The sequence below is a fragment of the Streptococcus sp. V913 genome (assembly GCF_054353455.1).
The window spans coordinates 25,928-45,393 of record NZ_JBTHHX010000004.1; the positions used below are offsets into that span (position 1 = coordinate 25,928).

Annotated in this window: 21 protein-coding genes; 17 read left to right on the forward strand and 4 right to left on the reverse strand. The window is 43.1% G+C overall.

What is annotated here, in order from left to right; translation table 11 throughout:
• Positions 1–59 precede the first annotated feature (59 nt).
• Positions 60–1,454 carry a Cof-type HAD-IIB family hydrolase gene (locus tag ACXYSL_RS07240; protein WP_000453115.1) on the forward strand — a complete coding sequence of 465 codons (1,395 nt, stop codon included), beginning with the start codon at positions 60–62 and terminating at the stop codon, positions 1,452–1,454.
• Positions 1,455–1,487: 33 nt separating this feature from the next.
• On the opposite strand, the gene ACXYSL_RS07245 is transcribed toward ACXYSL_RS07240, so the two are convergent.
• Entirely contained in the window at positions 1,488–1,940 is a 453-nt protein-coding gene (locus ACXYSL_RS07245; RefSeq protein ID WP_000079165.1) for a universal stress protein, read from the reverse strand.
• A gap of 246 nt (positions 1,941–2,186) precedes the next feature.
• Here ACXYSL_RS07245 and ACXYSL_RS07250 point away from each other — a divergent pair, with 246 nt between their 5' ends.
• Positions 2,187–3,401, forward strand: a complete 1,215-nt coding sequence (locus ACXYSL_RS07250) for a pyridoxal phosphate-dependent aminotransferase (RefSeq protein ID WP_458624365.1) — start codon at positions 2,187–2,189, stop codon at positions 3,399–3,401.
• 144 nt (positions 3,402–3,545) lie between these two features.
• On the forward strand, positions 3,546–3,680 hold the full coding sequence (rpmH, locus tag ACXYSL_RS07255) for a 50S ribosomal protein L34 (RefSeq protein WP_000831902.1): 135 nt from the start codon (positions 3,546–3,548) through the stop codon (positions 3,678–3,680).
• A gap of 199 nt (positions 3,681–3,879) precedes the next feature.
• Here rpmH and ACXYSL_RS07260 read toward each other — a convergent pair whose 3' ends face one another.
• A complete protein-coding gene (locus ACXYSL_RS07260) occupies positions 3,880–5,724 on the reverse strand; it encodes an APC family permease (RefSeq protein WP_458624366.1) in 1,845 nt (614 codons plus the stop codon).
• A gap of 151 nt (positions 5,725–5,875) precedes the next feature.
• Here ACXYSL_RS07260 and ACXYSL_RS07265 point away from each other — a divergent pair, with 151 nt between their 5' ends.
• The 12 genes from ACXYSL_RS07265 (at position 5,876) to pflA (ending at position 16,547) form a co-directional block, all read left to right on the forward strand.
• On the forward strand, positions 5,876–6,649 hold the full coding sequence (locus tag ACXYSL_RS07265; protein ID WP_458624367.1) for a TatD family hydrolase: 774 nt from the start codon (positions 5,876–5,878) through the stop codon (positions 6,647–6,649).
• The gene (gene rnmV, locus ACXYSL_RS07270; protein ID WP_000660016.1) at positions 6,649–7,212 is read left to right on the forward strand and encodes a ribonuclease M5; all 564 of its coding nucleotides are present in this window, start codon (positions 6,649–6,651) and stop codon (positions 7,210–7,212) included. Before ACXYSL_RS07265 ends, rnmV begins: the two co-directional genes overlap by 1 nt.
• A gap of 203 nt (positions 7,213–7,415) precedes the next feature.
• Entirely contained in the window at positions 7,416–8,123 is a 708-nt protein-coding gene (locus ACXYSL_RS07275; RefSeq protein WP_458624368.1) for a dimethyladenosine transferase, read from the forward strand.
• A gap of 19 nt (positions 8,124–8,142) precedes the next feature.
• Positions 8,143–9,015, forward strand: coding sequence for a 16S rRNA (adenine(1518)-N(6)/adenine(1519)-N(6))-dimethyltransferase RsmA (gene rsmA / locus ACXYSL_RS07280; protein ID WP_458624369.1), 873 nt, complete (start codon positions 8,143–8,145; stop codon positions 9,013–9,015).
• A 1-nt stretch (position 9,016) separates the two neighbouring features.
• A complete protein-coding gene (gene rsgA, locus ACXYSL_RS07285) occupies positions 9,017–9,895 on the forward strand; it encodes a ribosome small subunit-dependent GTPase A (protein ID WP_458624446.1) in 879 nt (292 codons plus the stop codon).
• Between the two features lie 10 nt (positions 9,896–9,905).
• The gene (gene rpe, locus ACXYSL_RS07290; RefSeq protein WP_458624370.1) at positions 9,906–10,562 is read left to right on the forward strand and encodes a ribulose-phosphate 3-epimerase; all 657 of its coding nucleotides are present in this window, start codon (positions 9,906–9,908) and stop codon (positions 10,560–10,562) included.
• Positions 10,525–11,187: a thiamine diphosphokinase gene (locus tag ACXYSL_RS07295; RefSeq protein WP_458624371.1), complete on the forward strand. Its 663-nt coding sequence runs from the start codon at positions 10,525–10,527 to the stop codon at positions 11,185–11,187. The genes rpe and ACXYSL_RS07295 overlap by 38 nt, the downstream gene beginning before the upstream one ends.
• A 1-nt stretch (position 11,188) precedes the next feature.
• Positions 11,189–12,445, forward strand: a complete 1,257-nt coding sequence (locus ACXYSL_RS07300) for a DNA recombination protein RmuC (protein ID WP_458624372.1) — start codon at positions 11,189–11,191, stop codon at positions 12,443–12,445.
• Complete coding sequence (locus ACXYSL_RS07305) at positions 12,435–13,376, forward strand: 3'-5' exoribonuclease YhaM family protein (RefSeq protein ID WP_000703206.1); 942 nt, start codon at positions 12,435–12,437, stop codon at positions 13,374–13,376. The genes ACXYSL_RS07300 and ACXYSL_RS07305 overlap by 11 nt, the downstream gene beginning before the upstream one ends.
• Before the next feature lie 104 nt (positions 13,377–13,480).
• On the forward strand, positions 13,481–14,308 hold the full coding sequence (gene purR / locus ACXYSL_RS07310) for a pur operon repressor (RefSeq protein WP_002874197.1): 828 nt from the start codon (positions 13,481–13,483) through the stop codon (positions 14,306–14,308).
• Positions 14,309–14,374: 66 nt separating this feature from the next.
• Positions 14,375–15,631 (forward strand): diaminopimelate decarboxylase, encoded by a 1,257-nt coding sequence (locus ACXYSL_RS07315; RefSeq protein WP_195217314.1) that lies wholly within the window; start codon positions 14,375–14,377, stop codon positions 15,629–15,631.
• A gap of 121 nt (positions 15,632–15,752) precedes the next feature.
• Positions 15,753–16,547, forward strand: a complete 795-nt coding sequence (pflA, locus tag ACXYSL_RS07320) for a pyruvate formate-lyase-activating protein (protein ID WP_001288279.1) — start codon at positions 15,753–15,755, stop codon at positions 16,545–16,547.
• 72 nt (positions 16,548–16,619) lie between these two features.
• Here pflA and yidC read toward each other — a convergent pair whose 3' ends face one another.
• Both yidC and ACXYSL_RS07330 read right to left on the reverse strand, forming a co-directional pair.
• Positions 16,620–17,549: a membrane protein insertase YidC gene (gene yidC / locus ACXYSL_RS07325; protein ID WP_025172373.1), complete on the reverse strand. Its 930-nt coding sequence runs from the start codon at positions 17,547–17,549 to the stop codon at positions 16,620–16,622.
• Positions 17,550–17,626: 77 nt separating this feature from the next.
• Positions 17,627–17,905, reverse strand: coding sequence for an acylphosphatase (locus ACXYSL_RS07330; protein WP_001174619.1), 279 nt, complete (start codon positions 17,903–17,905; stop codon positions 17,627–17,629).
• Positions 17,906–17,938: 33 nt separating this feature from the next.
• Between ACXYSL_RS07330 and ACXYSL_RS07335 the strand changes: the two genes are divergently transcribed.
• Complete coding sequence (locus tag ACXYSL_RS07335) at positions 17,939–18,679, forward strand: TrmH family RNA methyltransferase (RefSeq protein WP_458624373.1); 741 nt, start codon at positions 17,939–17,941, stop codon at positions 18,677–18,679.
• 54 nt (positions 18,680–18,733) lie between these two features.
• Positions 18,734–19,417 (forward strand): Bax inhibitor-1/YccA family protein, encoded by a 684-nt coding sequence (locus ACXYSL_RS07340; RefSeq protein WP_458624374.1) that lies wholly within the window; start codon positions 18,734–18,736, stop codon positions 19,415–19,417.
• Positions 19,418–19,466: the final 49 nt, after the last annotated feature.

Genomic DNA, 19,466 nt, shown 5'->3' on the forward strand with positions numbered 1-19,466 from the left:
GTCACTCTTTCTGAAATGTGGTATAATCATTGTAACACAAAAGGGGAGAATGGGACAGGATGGAAGTCAAGGCTGTTTTTTTTGATATCGATGGAACGCTAGTCAACGATCGCAAGAGTGTTTTGAAATCCACTAAGGACGCGATTAAGATTGTCAAAGAGCAAGGAGTGCTTGTTGGAGTAGCGACAGGACGAGGGCCGTTTTTTGTCAAGGAATTGATGGAAGACTTGGACTTGGATTTTGCGGTGACCTACAATGGCCAATACATTTTTAATAAAGAAAAGGTGCTCTTTGCGAGTCCGATTGCTAAGTCAAGCCTGCGTCAACTGATTGCTTACGCTAAAAAGGAGCGTAAAGAAATCGCTCTTGGAACCGAGCATGCCGTTGTTGGTTCGAAGATTATGTCATTTGGTCTCGGATCCTTTTCCCAACTGGTTAGTCGTTTTATCCCGACAGTGCTGACAAGAACCGTCAGCCGTTCTTTTAATCGAATGGTCAGCAAGGCAGTTCCTCAAAAAGAAGACGACTTGCTTAACTTGATTAATCAACCCATTTATCAAGTTTTGATGCTGATGACGCCAGAGGAATCTGAGAAGGCAGCAGCCGATTTTGAAGACTTGAAACTGACTCGAAGCAATCCTTTTGCCGCAGATATCATTAACCAAGGAAATTCCAAACTAGAAGGCATTTGTCGGGTCGGGAAAGAATATGGCTTTGCTCTCAACCAAGTCATGGCCTTTGGTGATTCCGACAACGACCTGGAGATGTTAGCAGGTGTCGGTATGTCAGTCGCTATGGGAAATGGCAGTAGCAGTGCCAAAGAGGTTGCTAAACATATTACGGCAAGTAATCAACAAGATGGCATCCACAAGGCGCTTGAGCACTTTGGTGTTTTGGCTTCAGAAAAAGTGTTTGTCAGTCGGGACTACCACTTTAATAAAGTCAAGACCTTCCACCACATGATGGATGAACGAACTCAAGAAGAACCACAAGCATGGGATGTTGAAGGTGCGACCCACCGCGCAGACTTTAAAATTGAAGAATTAGTAGAGTTTGTTCGCGCGGCAAGTTCTTCGGAGGAAGAATTCCAAGAGTCCCTTGCAAGCATGCATGAAGCACTTGATAAGGCAGCAGAGAAAGTGGCGAAAAAGACACCTGCTAAGCAAAACTTGGTCGGTCAAGTGGATGCTTTGATCGACACACTGTATTTCACATACGGTAGTTTTGTTTTGATGGGAGTAGATCCAGAACGTATTTTTGATATTGTCCATGAAGCGAATATGGGGAAGGTCTTCCCTGATGGAAAAGCTCATTTTGACCCAGTTACACACAAGATTTTAAAACCAGATGACTGGGAAGAAAAATATGCTCCAGAACCTGCCATTAAACAGGAGCTACAACGTCAGCTTAAGGCTTATGAGCGACATAAAGAAAGAAACAGAAATAATAAGTAATAAAAAGGAGCTCTAGGCTCCTTTTCTTACTATTTACAATGTTTTTTCACTTTCTCTCACGACCAGCAAATCGACTTTTGCATGGCGGAGAATATATTCAGATGAAGAACCGACTAAGAGGCGTTCAAAGGCATTGAGACCTGTAGCACCAACTAAAATCAAGTCAACATTTTCTGCGTCCGGAATCGTCCGAGCGAGGAGAGTTTTGGGATTTCCCATTTCGATGACGATGTGGATATCCGTTAAACCAGCATCTTTTGCACGCTTTTCGTACTCTTTCATCATACTTTCAGCATCGGCTTGGAGTTCTTCGTAAACTTCAGCATCAAAGGTAGATACGCTTTGAAGAGCGCGTGTATCAATAACATGGACAATGGTGAGCCTGGATTCATTGCGTAGAGCAGTGTAAACACCTTTGACGAAAGCCAAGTCCGCTTCTTTAGAACCATCAATTGCGACCATAACATTTTGGTAACGTTGTGCCATAATGAAACCTCCTGAAATTTTCTTGCTTTTATTGTAACCCTTTTCACTAAAGAAGTAAAGTAAAAATCATATTTTAAACCATATTGTTGGTCATAGACTTAGTGCGTATATAGAAATAAAAGAAAAGAGAATTAGTGAGGATTCTCTTTGTCAATGTTTTTTCTTTTGTTTCCTTGTTTATGGAAGCTTGTCGCAGCGACTTTCTAGTGGTATAATGTTACTATCTCGATGAATTGAGGAAAAAAGATGAAAGAATTTAACAAGTCTAGCAAGCTAGAGCATGTTGCTTATGATATCCGTGGTCCTGTTTTGGAAGAAGCCATGCGTATGCGAGCAAACGGAGAAAAGATTTTGCGTCTGAACACAGGGAATCCAGCCGAATTTGGTTTTACAGCGCCAGATGAGGTCATTCATGACTTGATTATGAATGCGCGTGATAGTGAAGGTTACTCTGATTCTAAAGGGATTTTCTCAGCTCGTAAGGCTATCATGCAGTATTGCCAACTGAAGAAATTTCCAAATGTGGATATTGATGATATTTACCTTGGAAATGGTGTCAGTGAGCTGATTGTCATGTCCATGCAGGGGCTTTTGGACAATGGTGATGAGGTCTTGGTACCGATGCCAGACTATCCTCTCTGGACAGCAGCTGTCAGCCTAGCTGGAGGAAATGCCGTTCACTATATCTGTGATGAAGCTGCAGAATGGTACCCTGATATTGACGATATCAAGTCAAAAATCACTTCAAATACCAAGGCTATTATTCTCATCAATCCAAATAATCCGACAGGAGCTCTTTATCCCAAGGAACTCTTGTTAGAGATTATCGAGATTGCACGTCAAAATGACTTGATTATCTTTGCGGACGAAATCTATGATCGCATGGTAATGGACGGGCATGTGCATACTCCTGTGGCGAGCTTGGCACCTGATGTTTTCTGTGTCAGCATGAATGGTCTGTCAAAATCCCACCGTATCGCTGGTTTCCGTGTAGGTTGGATGGTCTTGTCTGGTCCTAAGCACCATGTCAAGGGCTATATCGAAGGTCTCAATATGCTGTCCAATATGCGCCTTTGCTCTAACGTTTTGGCTCAGCAAGTTGTACAAACCTCGCTAGGTGGGCACCAGTCAGTGGACGAATTACTCCTTCCTGGTGGTCGCATCTATGAGCAAAGAAACTTTATCTATAATGCCATTCAAGATATTCCAGGTTTATCTGCTGTTAAACCCAAAGCCGGACTTTATATTTTCCCTAAAATTGACCGCAATATGTATCGCATCGATGATGATGAACAGTTCGTTCTTGATTTCTTGAAGCAGGAAAAGGTTCTCTTGGTTCATGGTCGCGGTTTTAACTGGCAAGAACCAGACCATTTCCGTATTGTTTACCTCCCTCGTGTAGATGAGTTAGCACAAATCCAAGAAAAGATGACTCGTTTCTTGAAACAGTATCGTAGATAGGGCTTACATTAGAAAAAGCTGGAAACATTTGCCTAGAGCTATTGACAAAAGTATCAGAATCAGATAGAATAGTAAAGTATGTTTAGTAACTGATCACTTTATAGCCGGCTAAACGAATACAAAATCTATGAGGAGGTATTCATCGTGAAACGTACTTATCAACCAAGTAAAATTCGTCGTGCGCGCAAACACGGATTCCGTAACCGTATGTCAACTAAAAACGGTCGTCGCGTATTGGCAGCTCGTCGTCGTAAAGGACGCAAAGTTTTGGCTGCATAATCCAAACAAATTCAGCAAAGAAGCCAGTAGGAACTCGAGTCTACTGGCTTTTGTTTTGCTCAACAAGTATAGATAGTGAAGGATTCATACATTTCCGTATGAGTTTTGTATCATGGAATAAGTCTCTGATCTATGAGAAAATTTGAGAAGTTCAGATAAAAAAGCTCAAAATCAAAAACAAATGATTTTGAGCTTTTGTTTATTCTTTTAAGTGATAAGAGTAGCTAGCGACAACGACGTCTTCATGCCATCTGAGAGCGTATTTTAGTTTGAGGCTCATTTGATTGTGCAGGATATTTTGCCAAGGCTTGTTAGGGATGAACTGTGGGACAAGGACTGTAACGGTGTAGTTTTTTTGCTTAGCTTCTTGGGCGATTCGTTTGACATACTTGACGCTAGGGGTGATGATGTCGCGGTAGCTAGTGTTGATATTCTTCAGAGTGATATTTGGGAAGTAATCGGCAAATTCCTGAAGAATTTCTTGGTCTTTTTCTGCCGTTTCTTTAGTAGAAATGTGCATGGCCAACACTTCGTCACCGATACTTTGAGCGTAGTTGATGGCTCCGATACTTACTCGAGTGACATTTCCTACTAGGACAAGGACAAGGTTACCGTCATAAGTGCGTTTTTCAATTCCTTCGTAGAGTCGTAGTTGTTTTGCCACTTTTTGGTAATGGTTGTGAATGGACAAAAAGAGGAAGGTTAAAACTAGGATAATTGGGAAGAATGGCCAGATATCACCCAGTCTGAAGAGGAGTAAAATGAGGACAATGGCATAACAAATGATGGCCCCAAGGATATTAGCGAAGGCAGATTTTAAGAAGTTTACTCCTTTTTCCTTTTTCCAATGGCGAATCATCCCAGTCTGAGAAAGGGCAAAGGGAACGAAGACTCCGATAGTATAAAGAGGAATCAAGCGCTCAGTATTCCCATTAAAAATGAGAAGAAGGATCATAGCTCCAACAGCCAGAGTTAAGATACCGTTGGAGTAGCCAAGGCGATCCCCTTTTTCCATAAAGAGATGGGGCATGTACTTGTTTTTGGCCATATTGTAGGACAGCATAGGGAAGGCTGAAAAGCCAGTATTTGCAGCTACGGCTAGAATCAAGGCTGTCGAGAACTGGAAGAGATAGTAGCTAGCATGACCAAAGAATGAATCACCAAGAATGCCCTTGGCCATTTGCGAGAGGATGGTTTCTCCGTGTTGAGGCGTGATACCCATCCAGTAGTTTAGGAAGGTAATGCCTGCAAAAAGAAATCCTAAAATCAGCGACATGATGGTCAAAGTCTGAGCAGCATTCTTTTCTTTCGGAGTTTTAAAAAATGGTACCGCATTTGAAATAGCTTCAACCCCTGTCAGAGAGGCAGAGCCACTGGTAAAGGCTCTTAGTAGGAGAACGATGGAAAGGCTCGGAACAGTTTGTCCAATGGTTGAAGTTGCCTGATAGTTTAGGGAACCTGTAAATAGTTGAAAGAATCCATAAAGCAAGAGAAAGACGGTACTGAAGATAAAGAGGTAGACGGGAATCATCAGAGAACTGGCAGATTCTTTCAATCCTCTTAAATTCAAGAGCATGAGCAGGCAGACTAGGAAAATAGAGATATGAAGATTGTAGGGATGGAGGGCGGGTATGGCTGCAGTAATAGCATCAGCTCCAGACGCAACGGATACGGCTACTGTCAGCATATAGTCAACAAGGAGACTGCCTCCTGCAATCAAGCCCAGTTCAGGGGAGAGATTTTCCCGAGTGACCATATAAGCCCCTCCACCTTGAGGATAGGCATGAATGATTTGACGATAGGAAATGGTCAAACTAGCGAGGAGTAAGAGGACAAAGATACCGATAGGGAGGCTCCACCAAATAGCGAGAGGAGAGAGGCTAACTAAAACGAGAATGACTTGTTCAGGTCCATAGGCAATAGAAGACAGGGCATCACTGGATAACATTGCAAGTGCCTGCATTTTTCCTAATAAGCCCCCTTCGCTGTCTGTGAGAGACTTGAGTGGCCGACCGATAAAGGTATATTTTAATTTTCTAAACATTTTCTTTTCCTTTACTGAAAATTTCAATAAGTGTTATTATACTGCTTTGAAAAAAGGTAGTCAAGGGAGAACGATTGGTATTAGAATATTTTTACAAGCCGAGGGATGCTATTTTTGGTATAATAGAGGGAAGAAAACGAGGTTAGAAGAGATGATTTTTGATACACACACACATTTAAATGTAGAGGAATTTGCAGGACGTGAAGCCGAAGAAATCTCCTTGGCTTCTGAGATGGGTGTGACGCGGATGAACATTGTTGGTTTTGACAAGCCGACCATTGAACGTGCCCTAGAGTTGGCAGATGAGTATGAGCAACTCTACGCGACTATTGGCTGGCATCCTACTGAAGCAGGTACATACGCAGATGAGGTCGAAGCTTACTTGCTTGAAAAGCTAAAACATCCCAAGGTTGTTGCTTTGGGTGAGATTGGTCTGGACTACCATTGGATGACAGCACCTAAGGAAGTGCAGGAACGGGTTTTTCGTCGTCAGATTCAGTTATCCAAGGACTTGAATTTACCTTTTGTGGTCCATACCCGGGATGCGCTGGAAGATACCTATGAGATTATTAAGAGCGAGGGCGTTGGTCCTCGTGGTGGGATTATGCATTCATTTTCAGGCTCTTTGGAGTGGGCTGAGAAGTTTGTCGAACTTGGCATTACCATTTCTTTCTCAGGAGTGGTGACCTTTAAAAAAGCGACGGATATTCAAGAGGTTGCTAGGGAACTTCCTTTGGATAAGATTTTGGTAGAAACGGATGCACCTTACCTGGCTCCTGTTCCTAAACGTGGTCGTGAAAACAAAACAGCCTATACTCGCTATGTGGTAGATTTTATCGCGGATTTGCGTGGGATGACGACTGAGGAGTTAGCCGCAGTAACAACTGCAAATGCAGAGCGTATCTTTGGATTGGACAGCAAGTGATGAAAGAAAAAATTTCCCAAGTCATCGTGGTCGAAGGTCGCGATGATACGGTCAATCTCAAACGCTACTTTGATGTAGAGACCTACGAAACAAGAGGTTCCGCAATAAATGACCAAGATATAGAGCGCATTCGTCGTTTGCATGAACTGCATGGAGTCATTGTTTTTACAGATCCAGATTTTAATGGGGAGCGGATTCGGCGCATGATTATGACGGCCATTCCAACTGTGCAGCATGCCTTTCTCAAGCGAGATGAGGCTGTTCCCAAATCCAAGTCCAAGGGACGTTCTCTGGGAATTGAACACGCCAACTATGAAGACCTAAAAACAGCGCTGGCCCAGGTGACAGAGCAATTTGAAAACGAGAACGAGTTTGACATCAGTCGTGGTGACTTGATTCGCCTCGGTTTCTTAGCGGGAGCAGACAGTCGTAGGCGTAGAGAGTATCTAGGCGAACAGCTCCGCCTCGGCTATTCCAACGGCAAGCAACTCCTTAAGCGCTTAGAGTTGTTTGGCATTAGTCTAGCTGAAGTTGAAGATGCTATGACCAGTTATGAGGATTGAGAAACCGTCCCAAAATGTAGGCGGAATGTGTTACAATAGAAGTGAATAGATTGAGATGCTGGCTGTATGGGAACTGGTGTCCTACCTCATAAGATAGAACTTGAAATTTCTGAAGATATGTTGAAAGTCTATATAGATTTATCTACGGAAGAGGGATGAGTAGAATTCCATATCTTACTTTTAAAAAATTGAAAGGAAACAACATGGCCAATAGAAGCCACATTTACTTAAAAAACGGAGATGAAGCCCGTATTCTAACAGAGGGAATTTACATAATACCTTATTTTTGGCAATTGTTTTGGGATGAAGCAGATTTAAAAGCTCCTATTGCTCTCTGGGAAACAGCAGAAAAACTCGAAGAAGATGAAGAGGAAGCAGAAAAGTTTTACCAAGAGCAGAATGTAGATATCTTACTTTCTATTGAAAAATTCCAGCAAAATGCCCTCCAAAATCGGTCTTTTTTAGAAGAAAATGCCCCGCAAGCCTTGCAACTATATGATGCCTTTGTTCGTTATATTCTTGCAAATGTCAAAGACGGTGATGTGCTTGGATTTGATGTTTTGGATGTAGTTTTTATGAATCAAGTGTCTGTAGTTTCTGATAAACTGTTAAAAAATATCCGAGCTATTCAGGAAAATCAACCAGAAGATTTGGATTTTTCTCTAACGGATAAGAACCTAATTGGCCTTGCTATGGGTTTTCCTGATTATTATGCTTCAGAATTATTGCCAGAAGACAATATTCTAGATTCGGTTGCCTATCAGGATGAATTGAAGAAAATGAACCCCCAAGAAGATAAGAAAGCGCTTGATATGACTGGATCCGATTCAAACAAGCATCATATTCATTTTGTGTTTTGGATTGTATTGGTACTAGGAATTATATGGGTTCTATATATTGTTTTTAGCTAATAAATAGAAAAGAGAATAAATGAGAATTGCAGATTATAGCGTGACCAAGGCAGTGCTGGAGCGTCACGGTTTTACCTTTAAAAAGTCCTTCGGGCAAAATTTCCTGACGGATACCAATATCCTTCAAAAAATCGTGGATACGGCTGAAATTGATGACCAGGTCAATGTCATCGAAATCGGGCCAGGGATTGGTGCCTTGACAGAATTTTTGGCTGAGCGTGCGGCAGAAGTTATGGCCTTTGAGATTGACCACCGTTTGGTACCGATTTTAGCAGATACCCTGCGTGATTTTGACAATGTGACCGTAGTCAATGAGGATATTCTCAAAGTTGACTTGGCGCAACATATCCAGAATTTCAAAAATCCAGAATTGCCAATTAAAGTAGTAGCCAACTTGCCCTACTATATCACGACACCTATTCTCATGCACTTGATCGAGAGTGGCATTCCTTTTAGTGAGTTTGTCGTCATGATGCAAAAAGAAGTGGCGGATCGCATCTCAGCACAGCCAAATACCAAGGCTTATGGTAGTTTGTCGATTGCTGTGCAGTATTATATGACAGCCAAGGTTGCCTTCATCGTGCCTCGTACGGTCTTTGTGCCAGCGCCAAATGTGGACTCAGCCATTTTAAAAATGGTGCGCCGTCCAGAGCCAGCTGTAGCAGTGAAAGATGAACAGTTCTTCTTTAAGATTTCCAAGGCTAGTTTCACCCATCGTCGCAAGACCTTGTGGAACAACTTAACAGGCTACTTTGGCAAGACCGAAGAAGTCAAGGATAAGCTGACCAAGGCTTTGGACCAAGCAGGCTTGTCACCAAGTGTGCGTGGGGAAGCACTAAGCTTGGAAGAATTTGCTAGCCTTTCAGATGCGCTTAAAGGACAAGGATTCTAAGATGCAGGGACAAATCATTAAAGCCTTGGCGGGCTTCTATTATGTGGAGAGTGAGGGTCAGGTCTATCAAACACGCGCGCGTGGAAATTTCCGTAAAAAAGGCCACACGCCATACGTCGGAGACTGGGTAGATTTTTCTGCGGAGGAAAATTCTGAAGGTTATATTCTCAAGATTCACGAACGGAAAAACAGTCTGGTCCGTCCGCCTATTGTCAATATTGACCAAGCTGTGGTGATCATGTCCGTCAAGGAACCGGACTTCAACAGCAATTTGCTGGATCGTTTCTTGGTTCTTTTGGAGCACAAGGGTATCCATCCTATCGTCTATATTTCTAAAATGGACTTGCTGGAAGATAGAGGAGAACTGGCTTTTTACCAGCAGACTTACGGTGCCATTGGCTATGACTTTGTGACCAGTAAGGAAGAACTCCTGCCCTTGTTAACAGGCAAGACTACAGTCTTTATGGGGCAGACAGGTGTTGGAAAATCAACCCTTCTCAATAAAATCGCACCGGACCTCAATCTTGAAACAGGAGAAATTTCAGACAGTCTAGGTCGTGGTCGCCATACCACTCGAGCTGTTAGTTTTTACAACCTCAATGGTGGAAAGATAGCTGACACACCCGGATTTTCATCGCTGGACTATGAAGTGTCAACGGCTGAAGACCTCAATCAGGCCTTTCCAGAGATTGCCAGTGTCAGTCGAGATTGTAAGTTCCGTACTTGTACCCATACCCATGAGCCGTCTTGTGCGGTTAAGCCAGCTGTCGAAGAGGGAGTTGTTGCAACCTTCCGTTTTGACAACTACCTGCAATTTCTCAGTGAGATTGAAAATCGCAGAGAAACCTATAAAAAAGTCAGCAAAAAAATTCCAAAATAAGGAGAAACCTATGTCTCAATACAAGATTGCTCCGTCAATTCTGGCAGCAGATTATGCCAACTTTGAACGTGAAATCAAACGCCTAGAAGCAACTGGTGCAGAATACGCCCATATCGATATTATGGATGGTCACTTTGTACCACAAATCAGTTTTGGTGCAGGTGTGGTTGAAGCTCTTCGCCCCCATAGCAAGATGGTCTTTGACTGCCACTTGATGGTAGCAAATCCTGAACATCACTTAGAAGATTTTGCGCGTGCAGGTGCAGACATTATCAGTATCCATGTAGAAGCGACGCCTCATATCCATGGAGCCCTCCAAAAAATTCGTTCGCTTGGTGTTAAACCTTCGGTTGTTATCAATCCTGGTACGCCTGTTGAAGCTATTAAGCACGTGCTTCATCTAGTTGATCAAGTCTTGGTCATGACGGTTAACCCTGGCTTCGGTGGTCAAGCCTTTCTGCCTGAAACCATGGATAAGGTCCGTGAGTTGGTTGCCATTCGTCAGGAAAAAGGTTTGAACTTTGAAATCGAAGTGGATGGTGGTATTGATGATCAAACTATTGCCCAAGCCAAAGAAGCTGGTGCGACCGTTTTTGTAGCAGGTTCCTATGTCTTTAAGGGAGATGTCAATGAGCGAGTACAAACTCTCAGAAAACAACTGGGCTAGGGTTGCCGTTTTTGCAGGCGGAGAACGCGGTCACTACCGGACGGATTTTGATTGCTTTGTCGGTGTGGATCGAGGCTCGCTCTGGGTCTTGGAAGAAGATCTGCCTCTGACTCTAGCAGTTGGGGATTTTGATTCGGTGACTGCGGACGAACGTCAGTTGATTCAAAAACGTGCCCAGCATTTTGTCCAAGCCCATCCAGAAAAGGATGATACAGATCTGGAATTGGCTCTCTTAGCCATCTTTGAGCAAAGTCCTCAGGCTCGGGTGACTATTTTCGGTGCTCTTGGCGGTCGCATTGATCATATGCTGGCCAATGTTTTTCTACCTAGCAATCCTAAGTTGGCACCCTATATGCGCCAGATAGAAATTGAGGACGGGCAAAATTTGATTGCCTATTGTCCAGAAGGGACCAGTCAGCTAGAACCCCGTTCGGATTATGATTATCTAGCCTTTATGCCAGTTCGGGATAGCCAGTTGACTATTATCGGAGCCAAGTACGAATTGACAGAGGAAAATTTTTTCTTTAAAAAAGTGTACGCTTCTAACGAATATATAGATAGGGAAGTTTTGATAACTTGCCCAGATGGCTATGTCGTCGTGCTGCATAGCAAGGACAGGAGGTAGGATGGAGACTGTATTATTACTATTATTAATTGCCAACCTAGCTGGACTCTTTCTGATTTGGCAAAGGCAGGATAAGCAGGAGAAACACCTAAGCAAGAGTTTGGAGGATCAGGCAGACAATCTTTCAGATCAACTGGATTATCGCTTTGAACAAGCCAGGCAAGCCAGTCAGCTAGATCAAAAAGACTTGGAAGTGGCTGTCAGCGACCGTTTGCAGGAAGTGCGAATGGAGTTGCACCAAGGCCTGACGCAAGTTAGACAGGAGATGAACGAGAATCTCCTTCAAACCAGAGATAAGACCGACCAACGTCTCCAAGCCTTGCAGGAATCAAATGAGCAACGTTTAGAACAAATGCGCCAGACGGTCGAGGAAAAACTGGAAAAGACCTTGCAGACGCGCTTGCAGGCTTCCTTCGAGACAGTTTCCAAGCAATTGGAGTCGGTCAATCGAGGCCTTGGAGAAATGCAGACAGTTGCCCGCGATGTCGGTGCACTCAACAAGGTTCTCTCTGGAACCAAAACGAGAGGCATTCTGGGAGAATTGCAACTGGGTCAAATCATCGAAGACATCATGACACCAGCCCAGTACGAACGAGAATTTGCAACGGTTGAAAACTCTAGCGAGCGAGTGGAGTATGCCATCAAGTTACCTGGTCAAGGTGACCAGGAAACTGTCTATTTGCCGATTGACTCCAAGTTTCCACTGGCGGATTATTACCGCTTAGAAGAAGCCTATGAAGCAGGTGATAAGGACGAAATTGAACGCTGTCGTAAATCGCTTTTAGCAAGCGTTAAGCGTTTCGCCAAGGATATCAAGAGCAAGTACATAGCACCACCTCGGACGACCAATTTTGGAGTTTTGTTTGTTCCGACAGAGGGACTCTACTCAGAGATTGTTCGCAATCCGATCTTCTTTGATGATTTGAGACGGGAAGAGCAGATTATTGTCGCAGGTCCAAGTACCCTATCAGCCCTGCTTAACTCTCTATCAGTTGGCTTCAAAACTCTCAATATCCAAAAGAGTGCTGACCATATCAGCAAGACTCTTGCCAGCGTTAAGACCGAGTTTGGCAAGTTCGGAGGCATTCTGGTCAAGGCACAAAAACATCTCCAACATGCCTCTGGCAATATTGATGAATTATTAAACCGTCGTACTACAGCTATCGAGCGGACGCTCCGTCACATTGAGTTATCAGAAGGTGAGCCTGCGCTTGATCTACTCCATTTCCAAGAAGATGAGGAAGAATATGAAGATTAGTCACATGAAAAAAGATGAGCTGTTTGAAGGTTTTTACCTGATTAAATCAGCTGACCTGAGACAGACACGAGCTGGGAAAAACTACCTGGCTTTTACCTTCCAAGACGATAGCGGCGAGATTGAAGGGAAACTCTGGGATGCCCAACCTCATAACGTTGAGGCCTTTACCGCAGGGAAAGTCGTCCACATGCAGGGACGTCGAGAAGTTTATAACAACACTCCTCAAGTTAATCAAATTACTCTCCGCTTGCCTCAACCTGGCGAACCCAATGATCCAGCTGACTTCAAGGTCAAATCTCCAGTTGATGTCAAGGAGATTCGTGACTACATGTCGCAAATGATTTTCAAGATTGAAAATCCTGTATGGCAACGTATCGTTCGTAGTCTCTACACCAAGTATGATAAGGAATTCTACTCCTATCCAGCTGCCAAGACCAACCACCATGCCTTTGAAACTGGTTTAGCCTATCATACAGCCACCATGGTGCGTTTGGCAGATGCCATTAGCGACATCTATCCTCAGCTCAATAAGAGCCTGCTTTATGCTGGGATTATGTTGCACGACTTGGCCAAGGTTTTAGAACTCAGTGGTCCTGATCAGACGGAGTACACAGTGCGAGGCAATCTCATCGGCCATATCGCCCTCATCGATAGCGAAATTACCAAGACAGTCATGGAACTCGGCATCGATGATACCAGAGAAGAAGTGGTGCTACTGCGCCATGTCATTCTCAGTCATCATGGCTTGCTGGAGTATGGAAGTCCGGTCCGACCACGCATTATGGAGGCAGAGATTATTCATATGATTGATAATCTGGATGCCAGCATGATGATGATGTCAACGGCTCTAGCTTTGGTGGACAAAGGAGAGATGACCAATAAAATCTTCGCTATGGACAATCGTTCCTTCTATAAACCAGATTTAGATTAATAATTTAAGAAAAACGAGCATTTTTTACGCAATAATGTTCGTTTTTTTATGTGAATGTGGTATAATGGATAAAATATCAAAATTAAATGGAATGGTAAATAAAAATGAAATTAAGAAGAAGTGATCGGATGGTTGTCATTTCCAACTATTTGATTAATAATCCATACAAACTAACAAGTCTCAACACCTTTGCAGAAAAGTACGAATCTGCTAAATCATCGATTTCGGAGGATATCGTGATTATCAAGCGTGCCTTTGAGGAAATTGAAATCGGCCATATTCAGACTGTGACTGGAGCAGGTGGTGGCGTTATCTTTACACCATCAATTTCGAGTCATGAAGCCAAAGAAATGATCGCAGACTTGCGTGACAAACTTTCAGAAAGCGATCGTATCTTGCCAGGCGGCTATATCTACCTGTCTGATCTGCTTAGTACGCCTGCCATTTTGAAAAATATTGGTCGTATCATTGCCAAGAGCTTTATGGACCAAAAAATCGATGCGGTTATGACAGTAGCAACAAAAGGTGTGCCACTTGCAAATGCAGTTGCCAATGTCCTCAATGTTCCATTTGTCATTGTGCGCCGTGACTTGAAAATTACCGAAGGTTCAACGGTCAGCGTCAACTATGTTTCAGGTTCAAGCGGTGACCGCATAGAGAAAATGTTCCTTTCAAAACGTAGCCTCAAGGCAGGCAGTCGTGTCTTGATCGTGGATGACTTCTTGAAAGGTGGGGGAACTGTCAATGGGATGATCAGTCTCTTGCGTGAGTTTGATTCGGAACTAGCTGGTGTCGCAGTTTTTGCAGACAATGCCCAAGAAGAACGTGAAAAGCAGTTTGATTACAAGTCACTCTTGAAAGTAACCAATATTGATGTTAAGAACCAATCCATCGATGTTGAGATTGGAAATATCTTTGACGAAGACAAATAAGAAATAGAACTAAAGGTTGGAACGATTGTCCCAGCCTTTCTTTGCAAACAGAATAGAAGGATGCTTATGAAAACACCATTTATCAGCCGAGAAGATTTAGAAACGATTGTTGCAGAGTTCCCGACTCCTTTTCACTTGTATGATGAGAAGGGGATTCGCGAGAAAGCGCGAGCCGTCAACAAGGCCTTTTCCTGGAACAAGGGCTTTAAGGAATATTTTGCAGTTAAGGCTACTCCAACCCCAGCCATCTTGAAAATTCTCAAAGAGGAAGGTTGTGGTGTGGACTGTTCTAGTTATGTGGAGCTTTTGATGAGCCATAAACTGGATTTTCCTGGTTCTGAGATCATGTTCTCTTCTAACAATACCCCAGACCAAGAGTACGCCTATGCGCGTGAATTAGGTGCGACCATTAACTTGGATGCTTTTGAAGACATTGAACATCTGGAGCGAGCGGCAGGCATTCCAGAAATCATCTCTTGTCGTTACAATCCAGGCGGAGTCTTTGAATTAGGAACAGATATCATGGACAATCCTGGGGAAGCCAAGTTTGGGATGACCAAGGACCAGCTTTTTGAAGCCTTTGCTATCTTGAAGGAAAAAGGAGCCAAGACTTTTGGGATTCACTCTTTCCTAGCATCCAATACCGTGACCCATTTCTACTATCCAGAGTTGGCCCGTCAGCTCTTTGAATTAGCTGTGGAAATTAAAGAAAAATTGGGCATTTCACTAGACTTTATCAATCTTTCAGGTGGGATCGGAGTCAACTACCGCCCAGACCAGGAGCCAAATGATATTGCAATGATTGGTGAGGGTGTGCGTAAGGTTTATGAAGAAGTCCTCACGCCGGCAGGGCTTGGTCAGGTCAAGATTTTTACTGAATTAGGCCGCTTTATGCTGGCACCTCACGGGGTTCTCGTTACCAAAGTCACCCATAAAAAGAAAACCTACCGTACCTATCTGGGTGTGGATGCCTCAGCAGTCAATCTCATGCGCCCAGCCATGTACGGTGCCTACCACCATATCACCAACCTCACTCATCCAGACGGCCCTGTTGAGGTCGTAGATGTGGTTGGATCGCTCTGTGAGAACAATGATAAATTTGCCATCAATCGCGAACTACCTCATACAGAAATAGGTGATTTGCTGGTGATTCATGATACAGGTGCACATGGATTCTCCATGGGTTACCAGTACAATGCCAAACTGCGTTCTGCAGAAATCCTCTATACCGAGGAAAGGAAAGCTCGCCAAATCCGCCGTGCAGAGCGTCCTGAGGACTATTTCGCAACCTTGTATGGTTTTGATTTTGAATCGGATTATTAAAAGAAATTGAAAATGAAAGTGAAAAACAGATTGCTTTCTAAAAAATAGACAAAAAAATCTTGTTTTTCATCTTACTCGTGATATAATAAAACTATAAAACGGTTTCAAGGAAGGTGACGATATGTCTGAAGAAACAATTGACTATGGACAAGTGACAGGAATGGTGCATTCGACAGAGAGTTTTGGGGCGGTAGATGGCCCTGGGATTCGTTTCATTGTCTTTTTGCAGGGTTGTCACATGCGTTGCCAGTACTGCCATAACCCTGATACATGGGCTATGGAGACCAATAAATCACGCGAACGGACGGTAGACGATGTCTTGACAGAAGCCCTTCGCTACCGTGGTTTCTGGGGAGACAAGGGGGGAATCACTGTTAGTGGAGGAGAAGCCCTCTTACAGATTGATTTCCTAATTGCCCTCTTTACCAAGGCCAAGGAAAAAGGAATCCACTGTACCTTGGATACCTGTGCCCTTCCGTTCCGTAATAAACCACGTTATCTCGAAAAGTTTAATAAACTCATGGCGGTGACAGATTTGGTTCTCTTGGATATCAAGGAAATCAACGATGAACAACACAGAATTGTTACCAGCCAAACCAATAAAAACATCTTGGCTTGTGCAAAATATCTATCAGATATTGGGAAGCCTGTGTGGATTCGCCATGTGCTGGTTCCAGGCTTGACAGATAGAGATGAGGACTTGATCGAACTTGGTAAATTCGTCAAAACCCTCAAAAACGTTGATAAGTTTGAAATTCTACCTTATCACACTATGGGAGAATTCAAGTGGCGTGAACTTGGAATTCCATACTCACTTGAAGGGGTAAAACCACCAACAGCAGACCGTGTCAAGAATGCCAAAAAACTCATGGACACAGAAAGCTACCAAGACTATATGAAACGTGTACATGGATAAAAAAGAAGCCTGATGGAAACATCAGGCTTTTGTGATGCAAAAAAGGCCTAGCCTTTCAGCTAAGCCGTTACTTTATTTTCTAGAATGTTGTTTACCAGCATTACGTTTTTTATGTTTCTTAGTAGTCGTAATTGCAGTTACTTGGTTAGGAGTGATATCTTTTCGCCCGCCTGTAGTTGATGCTGAACTTGCTTTTGGTGGATTTTTGGCAAATTCTTCACGTACTTTTTGACGAAGTTTTGGACGAACAACATAGTTAACGATGAACTGTTGGAGAATCATCATGAAACCACCGACAACCCAGTAAAGTGTCACACTGGCTGGTGCGAAGAGGGAGAAGACGACAATCATGAGTGGGCTCATGTAAATCATTTTCTTGAGTTGATCTCTTTGCATCTCGTCTTCTACTCCGTGAAGGGAAAGGAGTGATTGGAGATAGTAGAGGATACCAGCGAAGGCGACAAGGATCATACTTGGAGAACCGAGATTGATACCCAAGAAGGTAGAGCTAGATACTCCATCAGTATACTGGGCTGCAAAGTAGATAGCAGAGAAGAAAGGCATCTGAATGAGGATAGGGAAGCATCCTACACCACCGAACATGCTGATGCCGTTTTCTTTTTGTGCAGCAAAGAGAGCCTGTTGTGCTTCTAGTTTTTCTTCCTGAGTTGTTGCCTCTTTAAGGCGTGTTTGATGTGGTTCGAGCACATGTTTGAGAGCATTCATCTTTTCAGAGTGAAGCGTTGCCTTCCATGATTGGTAGATACCAAGTGGCAAAATAATCAAACGTACGATAATGGTTACGATAATGATAGCCACACCAAAGCCTAGACCTTTATCAGTAGCGAAGTATTTGATAGCCTCTGCCATAGGCGATCCGATAGTGTTCCAGATAAAACCAGTAGGTTGTCCTGTTGCTTTGTCTACTTGGACACAGCCTGTCAAGACGAGTAGCATAGCCACTCCCATAGCAGAGAGGGCAAAACGTTTAATAGATTTCAATGTTTTCATTCCTTCTTTAAAAATTATACCTTTCTATTCTACTGTTTTTTTGTAAAATATACAATAGTTCTAGAGACCTAATTTGCGACTTTGAAGTCTGGATAGGATGAAAAGTTGCTCATTTGTACATCTAGATAGGTAACTTTTGAAAAGGGTGTCGGACCTTTTCGGATTTCTTGTATAAATTTTGCCATGGTGGCAGAAGAGTCTGCCTGAGCGAGAATTTCCACTGTGCCATCGTCATTATTCCAGACACGACCGGTGATGCCACCAATTTCAAGCGCTAAAGTATAAACGCCCCAGCGAAAACCAACACCCTGCACCCTACCTTGGGCAATCATTCTAACCTTTTGCATACCAAACCCCTTTGATTGTGTTATAATACTTCTATGACTATTATAACCTCAAAAGCCAATTCAGTGGTAAAAAATGCCAAGAAATTGCATCAAAAAAAATATCGAAAGTCTGCCTATTTGATTGAAGGTTGGCACTTGTTTGAAGAAGCTGTTCAAGCAGGAGTGACGATTGAGAAGATTTTTGCCTTAGAAAGTTACCGAGATCAGCTAGTCGCTTTTTCTCAAACTGTCTGGGTCTCTGAAGAAGTCTTGCTAGATTTAGCAGATACGCAAACCCCTCAAGGGATTGTTGCAGTGATTCAAAGAGAGGAAGTAGGACTGCCTGATTTTAGTCAGGGTAAGTTTCTATTTTTAGAAGATGTCCAAGATCCTGGTAATGTGGGTACCATGATTCGGACTGCGGATGCTGCAGGTTTTACAGGGGTCATTGTTTCAGACAAGTCAGCAGATATCTACAGTCTCAAGACCCTGCGTTCCATGCAAGGAAGTCATTTTCATTTGCCTATCTATCGTATGCCCGTTGCCACTTTTGTAGAATGGGCAAAGAAGAGCAACTTGCCCATTCTGGCAACGACCTTATCGAGAGATTCAAAGGATTATCATGAGTTTTCTCCCTTAGAAAACTTTGCTTTAGCCATGGGAAATGAAGGACAGGGGATTAGTTCTGTCATGGCTGAGAGTGCTGATCAGCTGGTTCATATTGACATGAAAGGTCGAGCAGAAAGTCTCAACGTGGCAGTTGCAGCAGGTATATTGATGTTTTATTTTAGCTAATTTATAAAATCTTTGTTATAATCAAGACATATTTATAGAAAAAGGAGAATCAGAATGGATCAAACGATTATTCAAGAACGTTCAGGTCTCAATCAATTTTACGCTAAGGTTTATGCCTTTGTAGGACTTGGGATTGGTCTATCAGCTCTCGTGTCAGCTTTGATGTTGACAGTTTTTCAGTCCCAGTTGATTTACTTTTTAATGCATGGTCGTCTCTGGTTGATGATTGCAACTTTTGCAGAACTTGCTCTAGTCTTTGTTGCAAGTAGCATGGCTGCGAAGAACAGCCCAGCAGCTCTCCCAGTATTTTTAGTTTATTCTGTTTTAAATGGATTTACGCTCAGTTTTGTTGTAGCCTTCTATACACCTGGGACCGTCTTATCAGCCTTTATATCCAGTGCCCTTCTCTTTTTTGTCATGGCGGTGATCGGAATTTTCAGCAAGAAAGATTTGAGTGGCATGGGTCGAGCTTTGATGGCGGCGCTTGTTGGTCTCATCATTGCTATGGTTGTGAATCTATTTTTAGCCAATAGTTTCTTTGACTACATGATTAGTATTGCCATGGTCTTGGTTTTCTCAGGTTTGATTGCTTGGGACAACCAAAAGATTCGCTATGTTTATGAGCAGTCACGAGGACAAGTAGCGACAGGATGGGTCATCTCAATGGCGCTCAGCATCTATCTAGACTTTATCAACCTCTTCCTTAGCATCTTACGAATCTTTGGTCGAAACGATTAATGAATGACAGAGTCAGTGTTCAAAAGAGCACTGACTTTTTCTTATTTAC